This window comes from Filomicrobium sp. (assembly GCF_025698805.1).
Classification (GTDB): domain Bacteria; phylum Pseudomonadota; class Alphaproteobacteria; order Rhizobiales; family Hyphomicrobiaceae; genus Filomicrobium; species Filomicrobium insigne.
Genome location: NZ_JAILWT010000009.1, coordinates 50,315 through 68,101, shown reverse-complemented (window position 1 = coordinate 68,101; position 17,787 = coordinate 50,315). Strand labels below are relative to the sequence as shown.

General features: G+C 56.2%; 13 protein-coding genes. 5 read left to right on the top strand and 8 right to left on the bottom strand.

The features are described 5' to 3' along the window. Positions 1-18: 18 nt before the first annotated feature. Positions 19-3,192, bottom strand: coding sequence for a formate dehydrogenase subunit alpha (locus K5845_RS18640; RefSeq protein WP_287959669.1), 3,174 nt, complete (start codon positions 3,190-3,192; stop codon positions 19-21). Positions 3,193-3,946: 754 nt separating this feature from the next. On the opposite strand from K5845_RS18640, the gene K5845_RS18635 reads away from it, so the two are divergent. Both K5845_RS18635 and K5845_RS18630 read left to right on the top strand, forming a co-directional pair. Then, on the top strand, positions 3,947-4,378 hold the full coding sequence (locus tag K5845_RS18635) for a hypothetical protein (protein ID WP_052743972.1): 432 nt from the start codon (positions 3,947-3,949) through the stop codon (positions 4,376-4,378). A 191-nt stretch (positions 4,379-4,569) separates the two neighbouring features. Then, positions 4,570-4,824 carry a hypothetical protein gene (locus K5845_RS18630; protein ID WP_046478524.1) on the top strand — a complete coding sequence of 85 codons (255 nt, stop codon included), beginning with the start codon at positions 4,570-4,572 and terminating at the stop codon, positions 4,822-4,824. Between the two features lie 319 nt (positions 4,825-5,143). Here K5845_RS18630 and K5845_RS18625 read toward each other — a convergent pair whose 3' ends face one another. The 3 genes from K5845_RS18625 to K5845_RS18615 all read right to left on the bottom strand — a co-directional run bounded on the left by K5845_RS18625 (position 5,144) and on the right by K5845_RS18615 (position 9,012). Continuing rightward, positions 5,144-5,515, bottom strand: a complete 372-nt coding sequence (locus K5845_RS18625) for a hypothetical protein (protein WP_139165394.1) — start codon at positions 5,513-5,515, stop codon at positions 5,144-5,146. A 302-nt stretch (positions 5,516-5,817) separates the two neighbouring features. After that, positions 5,818-6,975 carry a porin gene (locus K5845_RS18620; protein WP_076605323.1) on the bottom strand — a complete coding sequence of 386 codons (1,158 nt, stop codon included), beginning with the start codon at positions 6,973-6,975 and terminating at the stop codon, positions 5,818-5,820. Positions 6,976-7,836: 861 nt separating this feature from the next. Further along, positions 7,837-9,012 carry a porin gene (locus K5845_RS18615; protein WP_287959668.1) on the bottom strand — a complete coding sequence of 392 codons (1,176 nt, stop codon included), beginning with the start codon at positions 9,010-9,012 and terminating at the stop codon, positions 7,837-7,839. A 413-nt stretch (positions 9,013-9,425) separates the two neighbouring features. Here K5845_RS18615 and K5845_RS18610 point away from each other — a divergent pair, with 413 nt between their 5' ends. After that, positions 9,426-10,688 carry an FAD-dependent monooxygenase gene (locus K5845_RS18610; protein ID WP_287959667.1) on the top strand — a complete coding sequence of 421 codons (1,263 nt, stop codon included), beginning with the start codon at positions 9,426-9,428 and terminating at the stop codon, positions 10,686-10,688. Positions 10,689-10,782: 94 nt separating this feature from the next. Then, the gene (locus tag K5845_RS18605; RefSeq protein WP_046478519.1) at positions 10,783-11,700 is read left to right on the top strand and encodes a lysophospholipid acyltransferase family protein; all 918 of its coding nucleotides are present in this window, start codon (positions 10,783-10,785) and stop codon (positions 11,698-11,700) included. Positions 11,701-11,805: 105 nt separating this feature from the next. Here the strand turns inward: K5845_RS18605 and rpsD are convergent, their stop codons facing one another. The 3 genes from rpsD to K5845_RS18590 form a co-directional block, all read right to left on the bottom strand. Further along, on the bottom strand, positions 11,806-12,423 hold the full coding sequence (gene rpsD, locus K5845_RS18600; protein WP_046478518.1) for a 30S ribosomal protein S4: 618 nt from the start codon (positions 12,421-12,423) through the stop codon (positions 11,806-11,808). A gap of 235 nt (positions 12,424-12,658) precedes the next feature. Next, positions 12,659-13,243: a hypothetical protein gene (locus tag K5845_RS18595; protein WP_046478517.1), complete on the bottom strand. Its 585-nt coding sequence runs from the start codon at positions 13,241-13,243 to the stop codon at positions 12,659-12,661. A 217-nt stretch (positions 13,244-13,460) separates the two neighbouring features. After that, positions 13,461-14,732, bottom strand: a complete 1,272-nt coding sequence (locus tag K5845_RS18590) for an RNA methyltransferase (protein ID WP_287959666.1) — start codon at positions 14,730-14,732, stop codon at positions 13,461-13,463. Positions 14,733-14,861: 129 nt separating this feature from the next. Between K5845_RS18590 and K5845_RS18585 the strand changes: the two genes are divergently transcribed. Next, on the top strand, positions 14,862-16,079 hold the full coding sequence (locus K5845_RS18585; protein WP_287959665.1) for an NADP-dependent isocitrate dehydrogenase: 1,218 nt from the start codon (positions 14,862-14,864) through the stop codon (positions 16,077-16,079). An 82-nt stretch (positions 16,080-16,161) separates the two neighbouring features. Here the strand turns inward: K5845_RS18585 and K5845_RS18580 are convergent, their stop codons facing one another. Continuing rightward, positions 16,162-17,544, bottom strand: coding sequence for a methyl-accepting chemotaxis protein (locus tag K5845_RS18580; RefSeq protein ID WP_287959664.1), 1,383 nt, complete (start codon positions 17,542-17,544; stop codon positions 16,162-16,164). Between the last annotated feature and the right edge of the window lie 243 nt (positions 17,545-17,787).

The following is a 17,787-nucleotide window of genomic DNA, read 5'->3' as shown; positions in this document are numbered from 1 at the left end:
TAACCTCCGATCGGTCTCTCACGCTTTTTCGACGCGGCAGATCGTTGCCTTCGTCTCCTGCATGAAGGTCACCACGTCGTAGCCGTATGTCGTTGCTGTATTGGCGGCCTCACCGATAACGTAAGGCACTGTGCCTTCGGGATAGCGGTCGGATCGGTCCTCGCCCTGCCACATGCCGGCGAAGTGAAACGGCATAAACACCGCCCCCTTTCCGATGCGCTTCGTAACCTGGGCCGTCACGCGCACACGTGCTTTCTCAGGCGTAGCAATCCAGATCATCGAGCCGTCTTGGATGCCGAGCGCAGTAGCATCCTCGGGATTGATTTCCGCAAACATCCGCTGCTGAAATTCCGCCAACCAGATATTCGCCCGCGTTTCATCGCCTCCGCCCTCAAACTCAACGAGACGTCCGGAGGTCAGGATCATTGGAAAGTCTTTTGAAACGTCGTTCTTCTGGATCGACCAGTAGAGCGTCGGCAAACGGAAATCTTTACGGTCTTCATAGGTCTTGTAACGGGGCAGGAGATCGCGCCGCACGGTGTAGAGAGGCTCCCGATGGACAGGAATGCCATCCGGGAAGTTCCAAACCAGCGCACGCGCCTTGCCGTTACCGAAAGGCGCCAAGCCATTGGCCACCGCTACGCGCTGAACGCCACCCGAGAGGTCCGTCTTCCAGTTGATCTTCAGGATTTTTTCGATCACGTCCGTATCGGGCTCGACCATGCCTTGGTCGCGCGCCGCCGTTTCGCCACTACTCGACTGCGAACCGCCATCGCCCTGCTTCGATGCACCGTTGGTCTTGTTCGGATGATGCGCAAGATACCCTTCAATGGCCGCCCGCGCGTTCGGCGCGAACGCACGCAAACCGAGTTGCTGCGCTTTGGCTGCACCTTCTGCATCGTTGGCACTCGGTGGCATCGCCGCACCACCCCCCCCCTCTTTCATGAGCTGCGCGGCTTCATCGTCCGTTATCTTAAGAAGGCGCGGGTGATAATCACCCAACGCAATCGCCGCGATGATGAAATTTTCGCGCGGCGTCAATTGATCCACGAAGCCCAACTTATCGAGCACCGCGACGGTAATTTCCGGATATCCATCCTTGATAGGAGAACCTTCGGGATAAGAGTTCTCGGCAAGCAGGTTTACGCCCTCATGCTCAACACCCCACGCCGCGCGGAACGGAAGGCCACCCTGCGCCACAGTCTTGGTAAGATCGTAGAGCAGCGGCGTACCGGGATGCTTCATCTCCGGCGTTCCCCAACAGGGCCACGGGAGCCCGTAGTACTCACCCTTCACGGGCCCGCTCATGCCGAGCAACGTCGTTGGATCAAACAGGCTTTGGTTCGCCATGTGCACTTTCAGTCGCTCCGGGCTTTGCCCGGTGTAACCGATCGTCCAGCATCCGCGCGTCAATTCGCGAAGGAGATCCTCCGCAACCGGCGCGTTGTCCTTCACTTCAACCTGGTTGAACATCTTGTCGGCGAAGCCGAATTTCTGAGCGAGCAGATAAGCAATCTCGTAATCGCTCTTGGCCTCGAACATCGGTGCTATAACCTGCTCCCGCCACTGCAGGGATCGGTTCGAATTCGTGACCGAGCCTGACGTCTCCATCGTAGAGCCCGCCGGCAATAGGTACACCCCGTCCTGCCGGTCGCCGATAACGGCTGAACTCGTCGGCACCGGGTCAATGATGACCAGCAGGTCGAGTTTCTCCATTCCCTTTTTGAGATCTGGCCCGCGCGTTTGCGAATTCGGCGCATGCCCCCAGTAGATCATGGCGCCGATCGTGTTCGGCTGATCGATGTTCTTGGCATCTTCGAGAACACCATCGAACCAGCGGGACACCGGCATGCCTTTGCGTTCCATCAGATCTTTGGAAGCAAACCGCCCCTTGAGCCACTCATAATCGACACCCCACACACGTGCCCAGTGCTTCCAAGCTCCTTCGCTAAGTCCGTAGTATGCTGGGAGGCTGTCACAGGTAACACCGAGGTCTGTGGCGCCTTGCACGTTGTCGTGGCCGCGGAAAATATTGGCACCGCCACCAGGCTTCCCGATGTTTCCAAGCGCGAGCTGGATGATGGAGGCCGCCCGCACCTTGTTGTTGCCGATGGTCGACTGCGTCAGCCCCATGCACCAGATGAGAGCGCCAGGTCGGTTCTCCGAAATCAATTTCGCCACACGCTCAATCTGAACGGGCGGAACGCCGGTGATGTTGGCAACAACGTCCGGCGGATAGTTTTTCACTTCCTTACGGACATCTTCGAAGCGGAACACCCGCTGATTTATGTAATCCTTGTCCTCCCAACCATTCGCGAGGATGTACCACAACACACCCCACATGAAGGCAACATCGCTTCCGGGCCTCAATCGCACGTATTCGTCGGCATGGGCTGCGGTCCGCGTAAAGCGGGGATCAACAACGATGAACTTGCATCCGTTCTCTCTCGCACGCAGCACATGTTGCATGGCGACCGGGTGCGCTTCCGCCGGATTAGCTCCAAGCAAAAAGATCGACTTGGAATTATGCATGTCGTTGAACGTATTCGTCATCGCCCCGTAGCCATACGTGTTGGCCACACCGGCAACGGTGGTCGAGTGACAGATACGCGCTTGGTGATCCGTATTGTTCGTGCCCCAGAACGCCGCAAACTTCCGGTGCAGATATGCCATCTCGTTAGAGAACTTGGCCGAACCGAGCCAATAAACGCTGTCAGGTCCTTTGGCGTCGCGCACCTTGAGAATCTTATCGCCGACCTCGTCGATTGCGACGTCCCAGGGAATTCTCTTCCACTTCCCACCTTCGAGCTTCATCGGATACTTAAGCCGGCGATCGCCGATAGCGAGTTCGCGCGTCGCCGCGCCTTTCGCACAATGCGTTCCAAGGTTGATAGGACTCTCGAAGGCAGGCTCCTGCCCAATCCACACCCCGTTTTGGACTTCCGCCCAGATGGAACAACCCACCGCGCAGAAGGGACAGATTGTCTTCTTAAACTGGATGTCAGTGGGAGAGGTGGGAGCCGGACGAGGCTGCGCGCGAACTCGACGCGTCTTCAGCGTGGCTGCGCCCACAAACGCGGCTGATGCAAATCCTGACGCCTCTAAGAAATGACGCCGCGACATGCCGCTCGTTCTGGCGAAATCCGACAGAACTGCAGTCCCGGCTTCACCGGAACGCTTCTTCTTGAGCATCTATTCGGCTCCTGCACGTTTATGCCGTTGCGCGGCAAGGCAGGATTATCGTCGGGCGAGCGCGTAAAACGTCCGGATATGAGGAGTTTCCCGATACTCTGGCGCACGGGGATCTGATCGTTGACCGGTGGACATCTCGGCCTCAGCCGTAAATGCCACTCCGGCACCCAATGCCAAAGCTGGGAGCCCCGTCAGCAATGCACGCCGCGACGAAACAAACGGCACGGGGTCATGGTGGGGACGAGGATCTCGGGTCGATGGCGGATGTTGCATGCTCGCTTTCTCTACCAAGAGCGCAACGACGATGACGGCTGAACGCCGCCCCTCTCTAAAGGTTCCATAATTTCTTTGAAAAAACCGAGACTTCCACTCCATTAGCTCACGGAGCGGTGATCCTGCACGGACCTATTGTTCACCACCAGAGCACTCATGCGGTCGCAGTCCAATGCACAAATGCGATCAGCTTTCGACAGTCTAAGGTTTCACGTGAATCCACGCCGTAAATCTGGCTCGGCCCGCATCTCGCAGCACGCACAGCGCTTCCCCCTCTCATCCGTTGCCGCTCTACTCCGGACACCAACATAGGAAGAAACTTCGGGGTGAATTGCTATGGCGTATTAGAATGCGTTCCCCATATTGTTTGCCAGACGTTACGGGTTATAACCGGAACGTTATTTCGCAACGGCCGTAAACTAAAGTGCACAATTGAAGACTTACGGCCCAATACAGAACGCGCTAGGGAAGGGTGTAATATATGCGACTTCAAGTTCTAGCCGCCGTCGCCGCATTGGTTTTGACGGCTGTGGCTTTTGGCAATGAGGCAAGCGCACAATCGGGATTGCTCGGCAAGGCGGTTCGTTTAGATCCGATTACCCTCTCAGCCGGAAAGCCACTCGCTGATAAGCCCTACGAACTCGAATCTGGAAAATACTACAAACTCACGATCAAGGCGGATGGATCTCAGGAGCTAGCCATTGAAGGACCTGAGTTTTTCCGCAACATCTGGATCAACGAAATCGTCATCAACGATATCGAAGTCCGCCCTCTCGGCGTATCATCATTAGAATTTGACGGAGAAGGCGAAGCGGTCATTAGCTTCGTCACAATTCGCCCCGGATCTTTTTACTTGAAGATCCCAAACACAACGGGCGAAACGCAACGCGCAATATTCAATGTAAAGGGATAAAGTCCAGAATTCTGGGATTCAAATGCGCTAGGGATATTTTCCCGAATTAATGGGGGAATATTTCCCGAAAACATACGGGCAATGGGCCGCATTTTAGGAACGGAACGAACACGTCATAAATGCGTAGTGCATCTGCGTTGTACGAAGTGTTCGCTCCGTTCGATGCAGTTAAATTAGAGGAGGTATGTATAATGAAGCGCTTTGTCGTGGCTTTCGCCGCGTTGACTCTCGGCAGCTCCCTGGCTTTCGCCGACGAAAAACCAAGCGATGCCGAAGCCGCCAAGATCAAAGAGACTATCTCAGCTTGGGGCTGCAGTGGCGGTGAATACGAAAAAGAATCCGAAGGAACCGGCGTTTTCGAAGTTGACGATGCAAAGTGCAAAGATGGTCAATACGACTTCAAGCTGGACAAGGATTTCAAGATCCTCAGCGTGACGCGCGACTAAGATTTGCAGCTGGTCACAGGGCGATACCTTTGCAAACCTTCTCGGCTCCTGCTTCCCCCGAGGCACAGTGAGACGAGGAAACGGGCTCTAGGTATCACCGTGCCCCGCTATTGACGGGCCGGTACTTTTGTACCGGCCCGTTTCGCATTCCGGTCCGTCCAAGCTCGCCAAACCGACATAACGCTTAGCCATGTGCAATAGCGCCCATTTTGCCGCCTGCCCTGAACTCAGGAATCAGCAAGGCTGATCATCGATTTCGTAAAAGCAAAGGGGCGCAAAAGCGCCCCAGAACATTCAGATCCAAAAAGATCTACGCGATTCAGAAACGGTGCTTGACCGACCCGCGAATGCGTAAGTCATCCGTTTCTGGTCCTGGATCATTCTCCATCTTGTCCTGCTGCCCATTCGCTCCGTAGAGCAACTCCAAACCAAAATCCATCTTGGGCAACACGCCGAGCTTACCGAGGCCAGGAATGCTGACTTCGGTACCACGATCCGCCTCACTGGCTGCGTTAGGAGCAGAAAAATCAGCAGCGGGCGGAGCCACGTCTGCAGCCGGTGCGGAGGGCGCAGCAGCTGCAGGAGGCGGCGTAGAAGCGCTGCCACCTTGCTGTTCCTGGAAGGCGAACGCGGGCAGGCTGGCAAGTCCAACCAACATCACCCCGGCCCCCAGAGTCTTTACCCATTTCATAGTATTCATCAAACCCCGCAATGCACGGACTCCGGCACTGGAGTGAACATGAGTGCCAGTCCCGCGAAACACAAGCATGTTTCCATCGTAGTTAAGCCCCAGTGAACGTTTCTTGAAATGCCTGTGTTCCTGATGCCATGTGACCAGCTGACCACAACAATCGATATTGAGCCAGAAAGCCTTTTTGTTGCCTAAACCTGCATAATGCCACCACAAATCGTGACCAACGCGTGTCAACGAAAAGGCAGAAAAAAGGGGCCGTTTTAGAGCGGCCCCTCTGCTATCAGATCTTATGAGATCGATCAGAACTTGATGCGTGCGCCACCGACAACGGTGTCGAACGTGTCTTGGTTAGGATCAGCGAGACCATTCACACCACCGTCTAGCTCGTAGTGGCGGTAGCTGATGTAAAGATCCATCGCCGCCGCATCGATCTTCTGGACAGCACCCAGACCCCAATAGTGAGCTGTGGCCTCGTCATCATCTTCGTACTCGCCGCCCATGCCGAACAGCGTTGTAGCACCGATCGTGAACCATTTACGTTCAAGACCGCTGCTCACGAACCAGAACCACTCTTCCGTGTCCCAATTATCGCGGTCCCGTTGACCGGCAGACGTCGTTACAAACAAGCCCGTCGGCATATGCATGATCGACAAGCCACCGTTTACGACTTCGATAACCGGGTCCGCGACACCACTGCCGCCGTTGCTGGTATCCGTGTTCTCACCGTAGGCGATACCTGCGGCAATCTTGAAGCCGCGGAGCTCACCGGCATAGCGCAGAGCGACGTCCCACATGTCGTCTTCACCCCAAGCAGCCGACAACACAAAGCCGGCGTATGTTGGCGTGTCGTAACGAACGACATTCCTACGGTTGAACTCGAAGTTATCGAGGTTCGGACCACCCATATCGAGGAATATTATGTCGTGACCAGCCTGCGAGGACGACATACCGTCAGCAACGCTGGCGTTCGACAAGTCGATTTCCGCGATACCCGAGTTCGCCGTGTCGGCGAAACCGACGCGAACTTTACCCCAGGTATTGCTCTTGATGTACCAGTGCGCCTGACGGAACTCGGGGACGTCCTCGCCCTCGTCGTTGTCTTCGCGCACCTTCGTAGCGTCAGCAGTCTGCCAAGCCAGCTCGATGTTATAACCGGCTTCCAGGTCGGAATTGATCGCCGCTTTACCGCGGAACCCAAAACGGGTGTTAGAGGTCTGCGGATCAACGACGTAGACGTTGTCCTCAAAGCCATCATCCCACCACATGACAGCGGTCGTGACTTGGCCATAAACCTCCAGGCTTACCTTGCGGTTGCCCTTACGAGCCGTCGTTGCCTCGAGCTCCGCAACGCGCTCCTCAAGGTCTGCGCAGCAATCGCCACCAAGGTCGGCGGCCGAAGCATTCGTCGCATATGCCGCCATGAGGGCGAACATCGCAACGCCAGTCATCAGTTTCATTGGTGTCCCCCAACAGTCTTGAATGTCGTATCGTGAATTCGCACTGACAACGGAGCACACGCGACGCGCACACCCCATAACGGCTCGGGCAGGGGGCAGACTGCGCGCAAAGATGCACAGCATTGACCAACCCCGAAACTCAACCGAACTCTGAAAGCTTACAAACGCTACAGGAACAAAACCGCGGGAACCGCACTGCGGCCGACTTGCAAAGCCCTTGCACCCGCGTCTCGACGCACGACACGCGTCGATGAACTGCACGCCATAATCGCCATTCTCTGGCGAAACTGCTGACGATTCGTGTCAGCGACTTGACGCTACGCTCTTAGCACCCCGGTTTCAAACATATCCGCAGATGCAACAAGCCATAGGCACACATGAGTGGCCAAACTGCCACCGTGTTAATGGCCTGCAATGATAGTCCGAAATGAGGCCTAAAGAACCGTAAACATCGCTCTTTATGAACAGCCCATCTGAGGGATGTTGCCTGATTACTACAGAGTAGTGTCACCGATCAGTCTCTCTTTCGGAAGCGATCTCCGCAGAATTTCCATGCGAATCCTGATCGTTAAATGCAACGGCTCACACTACTCAAATCGTCACTTATCAATCATCGATACAGCAATGAGCAGACACAGACGCACAGCTGATGCAAGACGCCTTGGCACGCACCAGCAACTGAGTTGCGCCTATAGCCCACGGTCGCTCAGCAAGTCTTATCCACAATAATTGGGGCTCTACTTCGCGGTTTGTGAGGGCATCCAGCCTGAACAAGCCAACCTGCTGCGCCCCTTCAGACTTCAAAAAACAAAAAGGGCCGCCGAAGCGACCCTTTCCGTAATCTGCCAATCGTGAGATCGATCAGAACTTGATGCGTGCGCCACCGACAACGGTGTCGAACTGATCTTCAGGACCGAACAGGCCAACTGTACCGCCATCCAGTTCGTAGTGACGGTAGCTGACGAAGAGATCCATAGCCGCAGCATCGATCTTCTGAACAACACCGAGACCCCAGAAGGTCGCCGTGCGATCAAGCCGATCCTCCTGCTCGCCGCCCATACCGAACAGCGTGGTCTTGCCGAGCGAGTTCCACTTCTGCTCGATACCGCCGCTCACGAACCAGAAGTGCTCTTCATCGGCGAAGTCATCGGCATCACGCGTACCGGCCGAACCCGTAACGAAGAGACCCGTTGGCGAGTGCATGATGGACAAACCACCGTTCAGCACTTCAACAGCCGGATCATCCGAAGGGCCAGCGCCGTTGTTGCGGTCTGTGTTCTCACCGTAGGCGATACCTGCAGCAATCTTGAAGCCACCCCACTCACCGGCGTAGCGGACAGCAACGTCCCAAAGGTCATCTTCACCCCAGGCCGCAGACACCACGAAACCACCAAAGGTCGGCGTGTCGTAGCGAACGACGTTGGCGCGGTTGAACTCGTAGTTGCCGAATGCCGGGCCGCCCATGTCGTTCTGCATGATGGCCGAGCCAGCCTGCGAGGACGACATACCGTCAGCAACGCTGGCGTTCGACAGGTCGATTTCTGCGATGCCCGAGTTTGCCGTGTCGGCAAAACCGACGCGAACTTTACCCCAGGTCTCGCTCTTGATGTACCAGTGCGCCTGACGGAACTCGGGCATATCCTCGCCCTCGTCGTTGTCTTCGCGCACCTTCGTGGCGTCAGCTTGCTGCCAAGCCAGCTCGATCTGGTAACCAGCGGAAATATCCGGGGTAACACGAGCAGAACCTCTGAAGCCGAAGCGCGTGTTCGACGTCTGCGGATCGACAACGTAAACGTTGTCTTCGTAGCCATCGTCCCACCACATCACAGCGGTCGTCACCTGGCCATAGACTTCCAGGCTTACCTTGCGGTTGCCCTTACGAGCCGTCGTTGCTTCAAGTTCTGCAACGCGCTCCTCAAGGTCTGCGCAGCAATCGCCACCAAGGTCTGCAGCCTTAGCGGATACGCCGCTCACCATAAGACCAGCAACAGCCGCAAGCGCTAGCGTGCTGGTGGTCTTGAAGAGTCCCCCGATCATAACTGAACATCTCCGTTTACTAACACTTGTGGCACTCAAGCCGTTAGACTGGGCACCGCGAATTGACTCTGTGCCAAGTCCCTTCTCATCTCAGCGGGAATTTTACGTCCCAGCCTCGGCTTGGCTTCACAAGTGGTATCCCAATGCCGGATCGCCCGTAAACCTCATTCGACCGTGTGACCCGAATCAGCTGTGATTCGTGGCAGTAACGCCACAATAAATAGCATCTGCTACTATCACCAATTCCACCAGCTGATTTGCGTACAACCTCCGCAATACGGGCCGCAGAGCCACCTTGTCCTTTCTGCGAGACCATGTGCATAAGATCTGAACATCTCCAAACGACCTGCTCGCTGAAATATAGCTCGGCTCGACCAAGAACCGGCGCATGCACAAAAAGTCCATTTAAAGCAATGCGAAATTCTTCCGATTACGACGCCATCATCGTCGGTGCAGGCCCGACAGGGCTCGCCGCCGCTCTCGCTGTTGCCCAATCCGACCTACGCGTCGCTCTTATCGCCGCGCCCCACAATCCCGCCGCTGCCGGCGCCGACACACGGACTGCGGCGCTCTTTAAAAATTCCTTGACACTATTGTCGAACATCGGCGCCTGGACGGCCTGTGAGCCTGCAAGCGCGCCATTGAATGCCATCAGGCTGATTGATGATACGGGCGCGCTGCTGCGAGCACCTGAGGTCGTTTTCCAGGCATCCGAAATTGGCCATGACCTGTTTGGCTACAACGTGCCTCAACAGGCCCTTGTTGCTGCGCTCAGACAGGCTGCGGCCGGGTTTGGCCACGGATTGACGGTGATCGAAAGCGCTGGCGCGCAGGATATTGCGGTAGATGCGGACCGCGCATCTCTTACTCTTGCGGAAGGTCAAACCCTTACCACGCAACTAATTATCGGGGCTGATGGCCGTCGGTCTATTTGCCGGCACGCCGCCGGTATCGCCACGGCCTCACACACCTACAATCAGGCCGCGTTGGCATGCACGTTCAAGCATGCTGTGCCGCACCATGGGATTTCGACAGAATTCCACCGTCGTGCAGGCCCCATGACCACCGTTCCAATGCCAGGGCGCGCCTCAAGCCTCATTTGGGTTGAACACCCAGATGTTGCTCATCGCCTCGCCTCAATCAGCGCAGCAGACTTCTTGCACACGCTAGAGGACAATCTGCAGGGCTTGCTTGGAAAACTGAGCGATTTAGGCCCTCGCGTCGTGTTTCCACTTTCTATGATGTCTTCAGAAAGCATGGGCCGAAAGCGAATTGCCCTCGTAGGGGAAGCCGCACACGTCGCCCCGCCGATAGGTGCACAAGGATTGAACTTGAGCTTCAGGGACATCGCCACTCTTGCCGACATTCTTCGCACCGCCAAGCTGGAAAAGCAGGACCTGGGTGGTGATGATCTCCTGCGGCGCTACGACAACGCCCGCCATGGCGATGTCAACAGCCGTGCCCGCGCCGTTGATCTCCTCAACTACTCACTTACCTCGCAGCTTATCCCAGTGCAGCTGCTGAGAGGTGCAGGGGTTCACGCCCTCAAGGCACTCTCTCCTCTGCGCCGCCGCATCATGGCTGCAGGCCTCGCGCCTGCCGGTGATCCGCCGCCGCTCATGCGTGAAGCCGACACGCGAGACGCAACGTTTGCGAGCAGGCGCACAACACTGTAAAGGCTACCCGGCCCGCGCGGATTAGGCTCCTGAAAGCCAGGGGATCAACCGGCGGGCGCGCATCGTCTCTGGAAAGAATCTGTCACGAACCCGCATGAAACCCGCCGCTCGCTTTCGCGACATTCAGTTTCGCCTGGAATACGTCGTACTGCGCTGCGTCATCGCTGTCGTGCGGGCGCTTCCTCTGGAAGTCGCGACATCCGCATCTGCAAGGGCGTGGCGCCTTCTGGCTCCCCGCATCAACCCCAAACGACACAATCGCGCGCTGGCCAATCTCGCGATCGCCTTCCCTGAGAAGAGCGAAGAGGAACGGCTCGCGATCTGTATGGCCCATTGGGAGAATCTCGGCCGCGTCATGGCTGAGACCATGCAGATCGATCGTATCATCGCCGAACCCGATCGCATCGTCATCACGAGCGCCGCAATGTTCGGTCGTTACCGTGACAAGCTAGGCCCGGCAATCGGCATCTCGCTACATATGGGCAATTGGGAATTGGCGATCTGGCCGCTGACGCTCGCGAACGCCAATCCCGCCGCGATCTACCGTTCCGTCAACAACCCATATGTCGACGAATACCTACGCGCACAACGCAAAGATCTTTACACTGGCGGCCTGTTCGGGCGGGGCAAAGTCGAAGGGGACCACGGCGACGACCGCAAAACGGCGCGCGTGATTACGGACTACGTGAGGAAGGGCGGCCGCCTCGGAATGGTCTGCGATCTCTATGACCGCACCGGAATCCCAGTGCCGTTTTTCGGCCAGCCAGCCAAAACACAAGCCATCGGAGCCATGATTGCGCGTCGCGTCGGCGCACGTCTCTGGCTCTCACGCTGCAAGCGTATTGGGACCTCGAGCCGCTTCGAAATCGAATTGAAGGAACTCCGCGTCCCTCGCACCGCTAATCAGTCCGAAGACATCAAATGGATCATGACAGCGATGCAGCAGGAGTTCGAAGCCTGGATCCGGGAAAGTCCCGAACAATGGATGTGGTCGAACCGGCGCTGGAGCTAACAAACCCACACCGAAGCTTTAGCCTTCACAAACAAAAAGCGGCCAGCCTGATCGGCCAGCCGCTTTTCGTAATGACATAACCGCGGGATCACCCGCGACGCCGGATTAGCGCGAGTAGAACTCGACCACCAGGTTCGGCTCCATCTGCACCGGATAAGGCACGTCGGAAAGAGCCGGCACGCGTAGAAGCTTCGCGACCATCTTACCGTGGTCAGCTTCGATATAGTCAGGTACGTCGCGCTCAGCGCTCTGGCTAGCTTCAAGCACCAGCGCCATCTGCTTACCCTTCTCACGAACTTCGATCACGTCGCCGATGCGAACGCGGAAGCTCGGAATGGTCACGCGGCGGCCATTGACTGAAACATGGCCATGGCTGACGAACTGACGCGCAGCAAAGACCGTCGGTACAAACTTGGCGCGATAAATCACAGCATCAAGACGGCGCTCGAGAAGACCGATGATATGCTCCGACGTCGAGCCCTTGAGACGCACAGCTTCTTTGTAAATGCGGAGAAACTGGCTCTCGGTGATGTTGCCGTAGTAGCCCTTGAGCTTCTGCTTGGCGCGGAGCTGCTGGCCGAAGTCGGAAAGCTTGCCGCCACGACGATCGCCGTGCTGACCAGGCTTGGATTCACGCTTGTTTACCGGGCTCTTCGGGCGGCCCCAGATGTTCTCGCCCATACGACGGTCAAGTTTATGCTTGGCGCGAATGCGCTTCGTCATTTCTTAGCACTCCAATTTAAGTTGCATATAGTTTTTGATTTGGAGCGCCCCTTCCTCTGCGCCGACCGGAAGGCCGGAGCCGACAGGTAAAGACGGAGACGCATTGAACCGGAAGTCCAAATCGCCGCCAATACCGCAGGTGCGCAAAAAACAACACGGGGCCGACCATAGCCCCGTGAAGACCTCAAGCGTTTACAACCGGAACACGCGGACGTCAACCGGCTAAAAACGTACGCTATTTCTTGGCTGCGTTGTCGAATTTGCAGATATCGGCGTTGAGATCCGGGCCCGCCTTAACGTAGGTGGCGATCACTTCCGTAACCTTGGCCTTCTGCTCTTCGGTGCAAGTCGCCGCCGCGGGCGCCTTGCTTTCTTCGACGACAACTTCCTTATCGCCATCCTTTTCAACGAGCTTGATCTTGCCCGTCAGCAGCATGACGGTCGTCAGGTGAAGCTGGGAAATGTAGACAAGCTGCTGCTCGCTCCAGGACTTTTTATTGACCTCACGCCGCATCAACGACTGATAGTTACAGATCTGCTCCTCCTTGAGGTCGCAGATCTGCGCATGTGCCGAAAGCCGTCCGACACGAATAACCTCACGCGCAACGTCTATCGGGACCATGACCGCATCCTTCTTGGTCTTATCGATCATGATCGTATCGCCGTTGGGCGGAGTAAACTGTGAAGGCACCAACTGCCACGCATAGTTCATGAACGTGCGCACGGACTTTTCGCTAAGTTCCTGTGCGTAGGCCGGAAACAAAACAGCCACCACGCAGGCGATCCCGCCAACAAGACCCAGCCCCGCCTTACGATTCATCCGCATCTCCAATCAGCCCCCGTCTGCCCGCCGCAGATTTGATTTGCTCGCTTTATTGACGTGTACGTCGCTCAAAATTCCGGATGTGTCATGCTTTTTCATGAGCGTAACCGCGCACGTGGGCTTCAGCTTGAGTTGCCGAGCCTCGCTGTTGTCCATGCCACACCCGCCGGGCATCGCTCTGCTGAAAACTTGGCTTGAATAAGGCGGTTGCTGCTTAAGATTTTCGCGCGGGACCCTTGCCACGGACCAGTGTGGCAACAACGCCACGAAGGGTGCGGATTTCCTGCGCGGTTGGCTCCATACGTGTGAACAAGGTGCGCAAATTGCGTACGACCATCGGCCGCCGTTCGACCGGGTTAAAGAAGCCGTGCCGATCAAGCTCACTCTCCAGATGTTCGAAGAAGCCAAGCTGCTCCTGTTTCGTCGCCGGACGATCTGCTCCCATATTAAGTCCGGTTTGAAGCGGCTTTTCGTAAGTCGTGACACGCCCGAGGCTTTGCTCTTCGCGGCCCTGCATCCAGGTATAACCCAGAATCAAAACGGCCTGTGCGAGGTTCAAGGACGCGAATTCGGCGTTCACAGGGATCATGATGAGGGCGTCGGCATCAGCCAGTTCTGCAGTTTCCAACCCATTCCGCTCTCGCCCAAATAACATACCGCAACGCTGTCCCTCGGAGATTCTCCGTGACATTTCCGTAACAGCCTGATCTGGCGTTAAAATGGGTTTCCGAAGGTCGCGTTGCCGCGCGGTCGTTGCACAAACCCAGGTCAGATCCGCCGTAGCATCAGAGAGTTTCTCGAAGGCAACCGCGTCGTCGATAACGTAATTCGCCCCTGATGCAGCAATCCGCGCTTTTTCATTCGGCCATCCATCGCGCGGGGCAACGAGACGCAGCTCATCGAGCCCAAAATTCGCCATGGCGCGCGCCACCATACCGATATTGTCTGCAAGTTGCGGCTCCATCAGAATAACCGCCGGGGTCTGCCCTTCTTCGGCGAAAGGGGTCCCCTGAATGTGGGCGCGACGAATACCGTGACGTAGTTTGCGAATAACGCGCCGCGCCCAATACCAATACTTTTCGCCAGACCACGTTTCGGCCAGGGTCTCAAGACTCTCGGATTGCGCAGTACGGACGCCAGGCCCCTCTAATCGTAACGAACCATCGCCGATAATAATGGCCGCGTGATCCCGAGCGAACGCGTCAAAACTGGTTAAACCCTGACTTTCCGTACGGCGACGGCATCCCGGACAACTCGCTTTGTCGGCCTCACATCGCCGCTCGGCGCAATAACGCAGCACATCATCAAGGCTGGTCCGATCTAATCCCGTCAGAGAAAATTGATCCAAGGCACCGTCGATGGAGCCTTCATGGCAGGCATGTACAACAGCGCCAACCGATACGGACGAACCTGAGATAACCGGAACTGGTAGATCACCAGTTATGTCGACTGATATTTTCAAACCGTCGTTGCGAACGTGTTTCAAGTTTCTTGCGGCTCCTGGTGGGAGTTTGCTGAAGGTTGGATTAGCCCTTCGGTCTGCTTGTTGTGCCTTGGGCGGACGGCTAAGGTGCGCCGCGAAACCCCGAATTAAGGCAGTTGAGGCCCAGATCATATGCAAAAAATCAAGGTGACCGGCACCGTCGTTGAGCTCGACGGCGATGAGATGACGCGCATCATTTGGCAGTTCATCAAAGATAAGCTGATCCACCCGTATCTTGACGTCAATCTCGAGTACTACGATCTGGGCATCGAAGAGCGCGATAGAACGGACGATCAAATCACCGTCGACGCTGCCAACGCCATTAAGAAGCACGGTGTCGGCGTCAAGTGCGCAACGATCACGCCGGACGAAGCACGCGTCGAGGAATTCGGCCTCAAGCGCATGTACCGCTCGCCCAACGGCACGATCCGTAACATCCTTGGCGGCGTTATCTTCCGCGAACCGATTATCTGCAAAAACGTGCCGCGGCTGGTTCCCGGCTGGACGCAACCGATCGTCGTCGGCCGTCACGCATTCGGCGACCAATATCGCGCAACAGATTTCAAGTTCCCAGGCGCCGGCACTCTAACGATCAAATTTGTTGGCGAAGACGGACAGGTGATTGAGCACGAGGTGTTCAAGTCCCCCGGCTCCGGCGTTGCCATGGCCATGTACAATCTCGACGAAGCAATTAAAGACTTCGCGCGCGCATCAATGAACTATGGCCTGGCGCGGAATTACCCCGTCTATCTGTCAACGAAGAACACGATCCTGAAAGCCTACGACGGTCGCTTCAAGGACATCTTCCAGGAGATCTACGAGAAAGAATTCCAGGATAAATTCAAGGCCGCCGGGATCACCTACGAGCACCGTCTCATTGACGACATGGTCGCCTGCGCGATGAAGTGGTCGGGCGGTTATATCTGGGCATGTAAGAACTACGACGGCGACGTTCAGTCCGACACGGTCGCGCAAGGTTTCGGTTCGTTGGGCCTGATGACCTCCGTTCTGATGTCTCCAGATGGCCGTACCGTCGAAGCCGAAGCCGCCCATGGGACGGTGACGCGTCACTATCGCCAACACCAGGAGGGTCGTGAAACCTCGACCAATTCCATCGCATCGATCTTCGCCTGGACCAGAGGCTTGATGCATCGCGCGAAACTCGATGGCAATGAAGAACTCGCCAAGTTCGCGACAACCCTTGAAAAGGTATGTGTCGACACGGTTGAAAGCGGCTTCATGACGAAGGATCTCGCTTTGTTGGTCGGCCCCGACCAGGCATGGCTGACCACAACCGGCTTCCTCGACAAGGTCGATGAAAACCTCAAGATCGCGATGGGCGCCGTCTGATACGCCGCACACAAATTTCGCGACGAAAAAAAGCCCTGACAGTTTATGACTGTCAGGGCTTTCCTATAGGAGAACGCAGAGCTTAGCGGGCTGCTTGTTCCAGGAGCTTGTTGGTAGCAGCGATCGCTTTTGTGATCGCGTCGTCGCAGCTTACATACGCGGGCGTTGCTTCATTCCAGTTGCAGTTCTTGATCTCGCTAATGAGCTTCTCAGCAAAACGCTGTGCCTGCTGCATCGAGCTTTCCAGTTCGCCGCAGATCGGCTTGAGGGCGGGTTTCGAAGCCGCCAAGTGCCGCGCGTCCTCGATAGCAGAAGAGACAGGGAACTTGCCGCTGACAGATTGTGCAGATTCGGTACCAAGCAGAACCGAGCAAAGCTGCCGCTTCCAGATCGTGACATCGGCGCCAAAGCGGATGAGACCAAAGTTCTCCACCGGCAGCATCTCACTGGCCGCAAACGTGTTGGCAGTCAGCTTCTCAGACTCTTGCAAACGCTTGCCAATCGCTTCGACTTCATCTTTGTTTTTATTGGCCTTCTCGGAAATCTGAACAACGTTTTGGCTGATCTCCGATGTCGCAGCTTCCTGCTGCTGAATGAGGTTGAACAACCCGCGGATCCGCTCGGAAACTTCGCTAACCTCGTCTCCGACATTCTCGATAATCGAGCTGACCTGGCGAACGATATCACTGCCCGCCTCGACGGACTTCAGGCTCTCTTTAACCGCAACGCTGATCTCGGCCATCTCATTCGTCAATGCCTCAACGCAATTGCGAATTTGCTGGGTCGCCTTGCCTGTCTCCACCGAGAGTTCTTTTACTTCGGAAGCAACAACGGCAAATCCGCGACCGGCCTCTCCGGCACGCGCAGCTTCGATCGTGGCGTTGAGCGCGAGAAGGTTTGTCTGACGGGCAATCGAATCGATAGCACCTGTCATGGAATTGATCTGGTCGACAGCGGTCTGCAACTCAGCGACGCGCTCTCCGATATGGCTGGAACGCTGCTGAATAGCCTGCATCGCATCGATCGCGCCGCGGCTGTCGTCAGTACAGCACCGCATCGTATCCCGCGCGGATTCCGCTTGCGTTGTACTGGTGCGTGAAGATTCCGCCAACTCGCTGATAGACGCCGCGAGCTCGACGACGGCGCCCGAAATCGATTTGGTCGAGTCCGCGACTTCGCGGAAGTCGTGATAGACCCAGCCCATATTTATGGCGGACTCGCCGGCCTGTGCACCCAGCTGGCTCACAGCCTGCAGCTGTGCAGAATTTGACTTCTTCACAAGCGCGACAAGCTGTTCCAGCGTTTCTCCCAAGCGTCCATCAGCGGCAATCTTTGCCGTTAGATTAGAGCGTACGAGATCCTCAAGAGCAGCCAGCACTTGATTATCGACAACTGCCATAGAAGGGGCCGCCGATGTTTGAATGATCTCGCGGTCCTGCGTCGGTTTTCTCTGAAACGATAGCACGGACTTCTCCGTTCGAAATTTCGGATATGGGGATGCTGATAAACTCAGAAAATCACGGAAAAAGCGTTCCTCGGGCAGGAGACTATAGTGCAGGGCTTAACTTGAGCTTAATTATAATACAGCCTCAAACCGAAGCCGTTGCCGCGACATCGGTCGTCGCTACATAGACACAATTCACGCGTTTTTTTCAGTAAAGCGTTTTTCGAACCAATATTTTGAGTTTGTTTTATTTTTTGAGGTTTT

Bases quoted from the DNA above. Each gene is read 5' to 3' on its own strand.
- K5845_RS18620 (WP_076605323.1), bottom strand. From the start codon at position 6,975: ATGAAACTGATGACTGGCGTTGCGATGTTCGCCCTCATGGCGGCATAT.
- K5845_RS18630 (WP_046478524.1), top strand. From the start codon at position 4,570: ATGAAGCGCTTTGTCGTGGCTTTCGCCGCGTTGACTCTCGGCAGCTCC.
- K5845_RS18615 (WP_287959668.1), bottom strand. From the start codon at position 9,012: ATGATCGGGGGACTCTTCAAGACCACCAGCACGCTAGCGCTTGCGGCT.
- K5845_RS18635 (WP_052743972.1), top strand. From the start codon at position 3,947: ATGCGACTTCAAGTTCTAGCCGCCGTCGCCGCATTGGTTTTGACGGCT.
- K5845_RS18585 (WP_287959665.1), top strand. From the start codon at position 14,862: ATGCAAAAAATCAAGGTGACCGGCACCGTCGTTGAGCTCGACGGCGAT.
- K5845_RS18610 (WP_287959667.1), top strand. From the start codon at position 9,426: ATGCGAAATTCTTCCGATTACGACGCCATCATCGTCGGTGCAGGCCCG.
- K5845_RS18640 (WP_287959669.1), bottom strand. From the start codon at position 3,192: ATGCTCAAGAAGAAGCGTTCCGGTGAAGCCGGGACTGCAGTTCTGTCG.
- K5845_RS18605 (WP_046478519.1), top strand. From the start codon at position 10,783: ATGAAACCCGCCGCTCGCTTTCGCGACATTCAGTTTCGCCTGGAATAC.
- K5845_RS18595 (WP_046478517.1), bottom strand. From the start codon at position 13,243: ATGAATCGTAAGGCGGGGCTGGGTCTTGTTGGCGGGATCGCCTGCGTG.
- rpsD (WP_046478518.1), bottom strand. From the start codon at position 12,423: ATGACGAAGCGCATTCGCGCCAAGCATAAACTTGACCGTCGTATGGGC.
- K5845_RS18625 (WP_139165394.1), bottom strand. From the start codon at position 5,515: ATGAAATGGGTAAAGACTCTGGGGGCCGGGGTGATGTTGGTTGGACTT.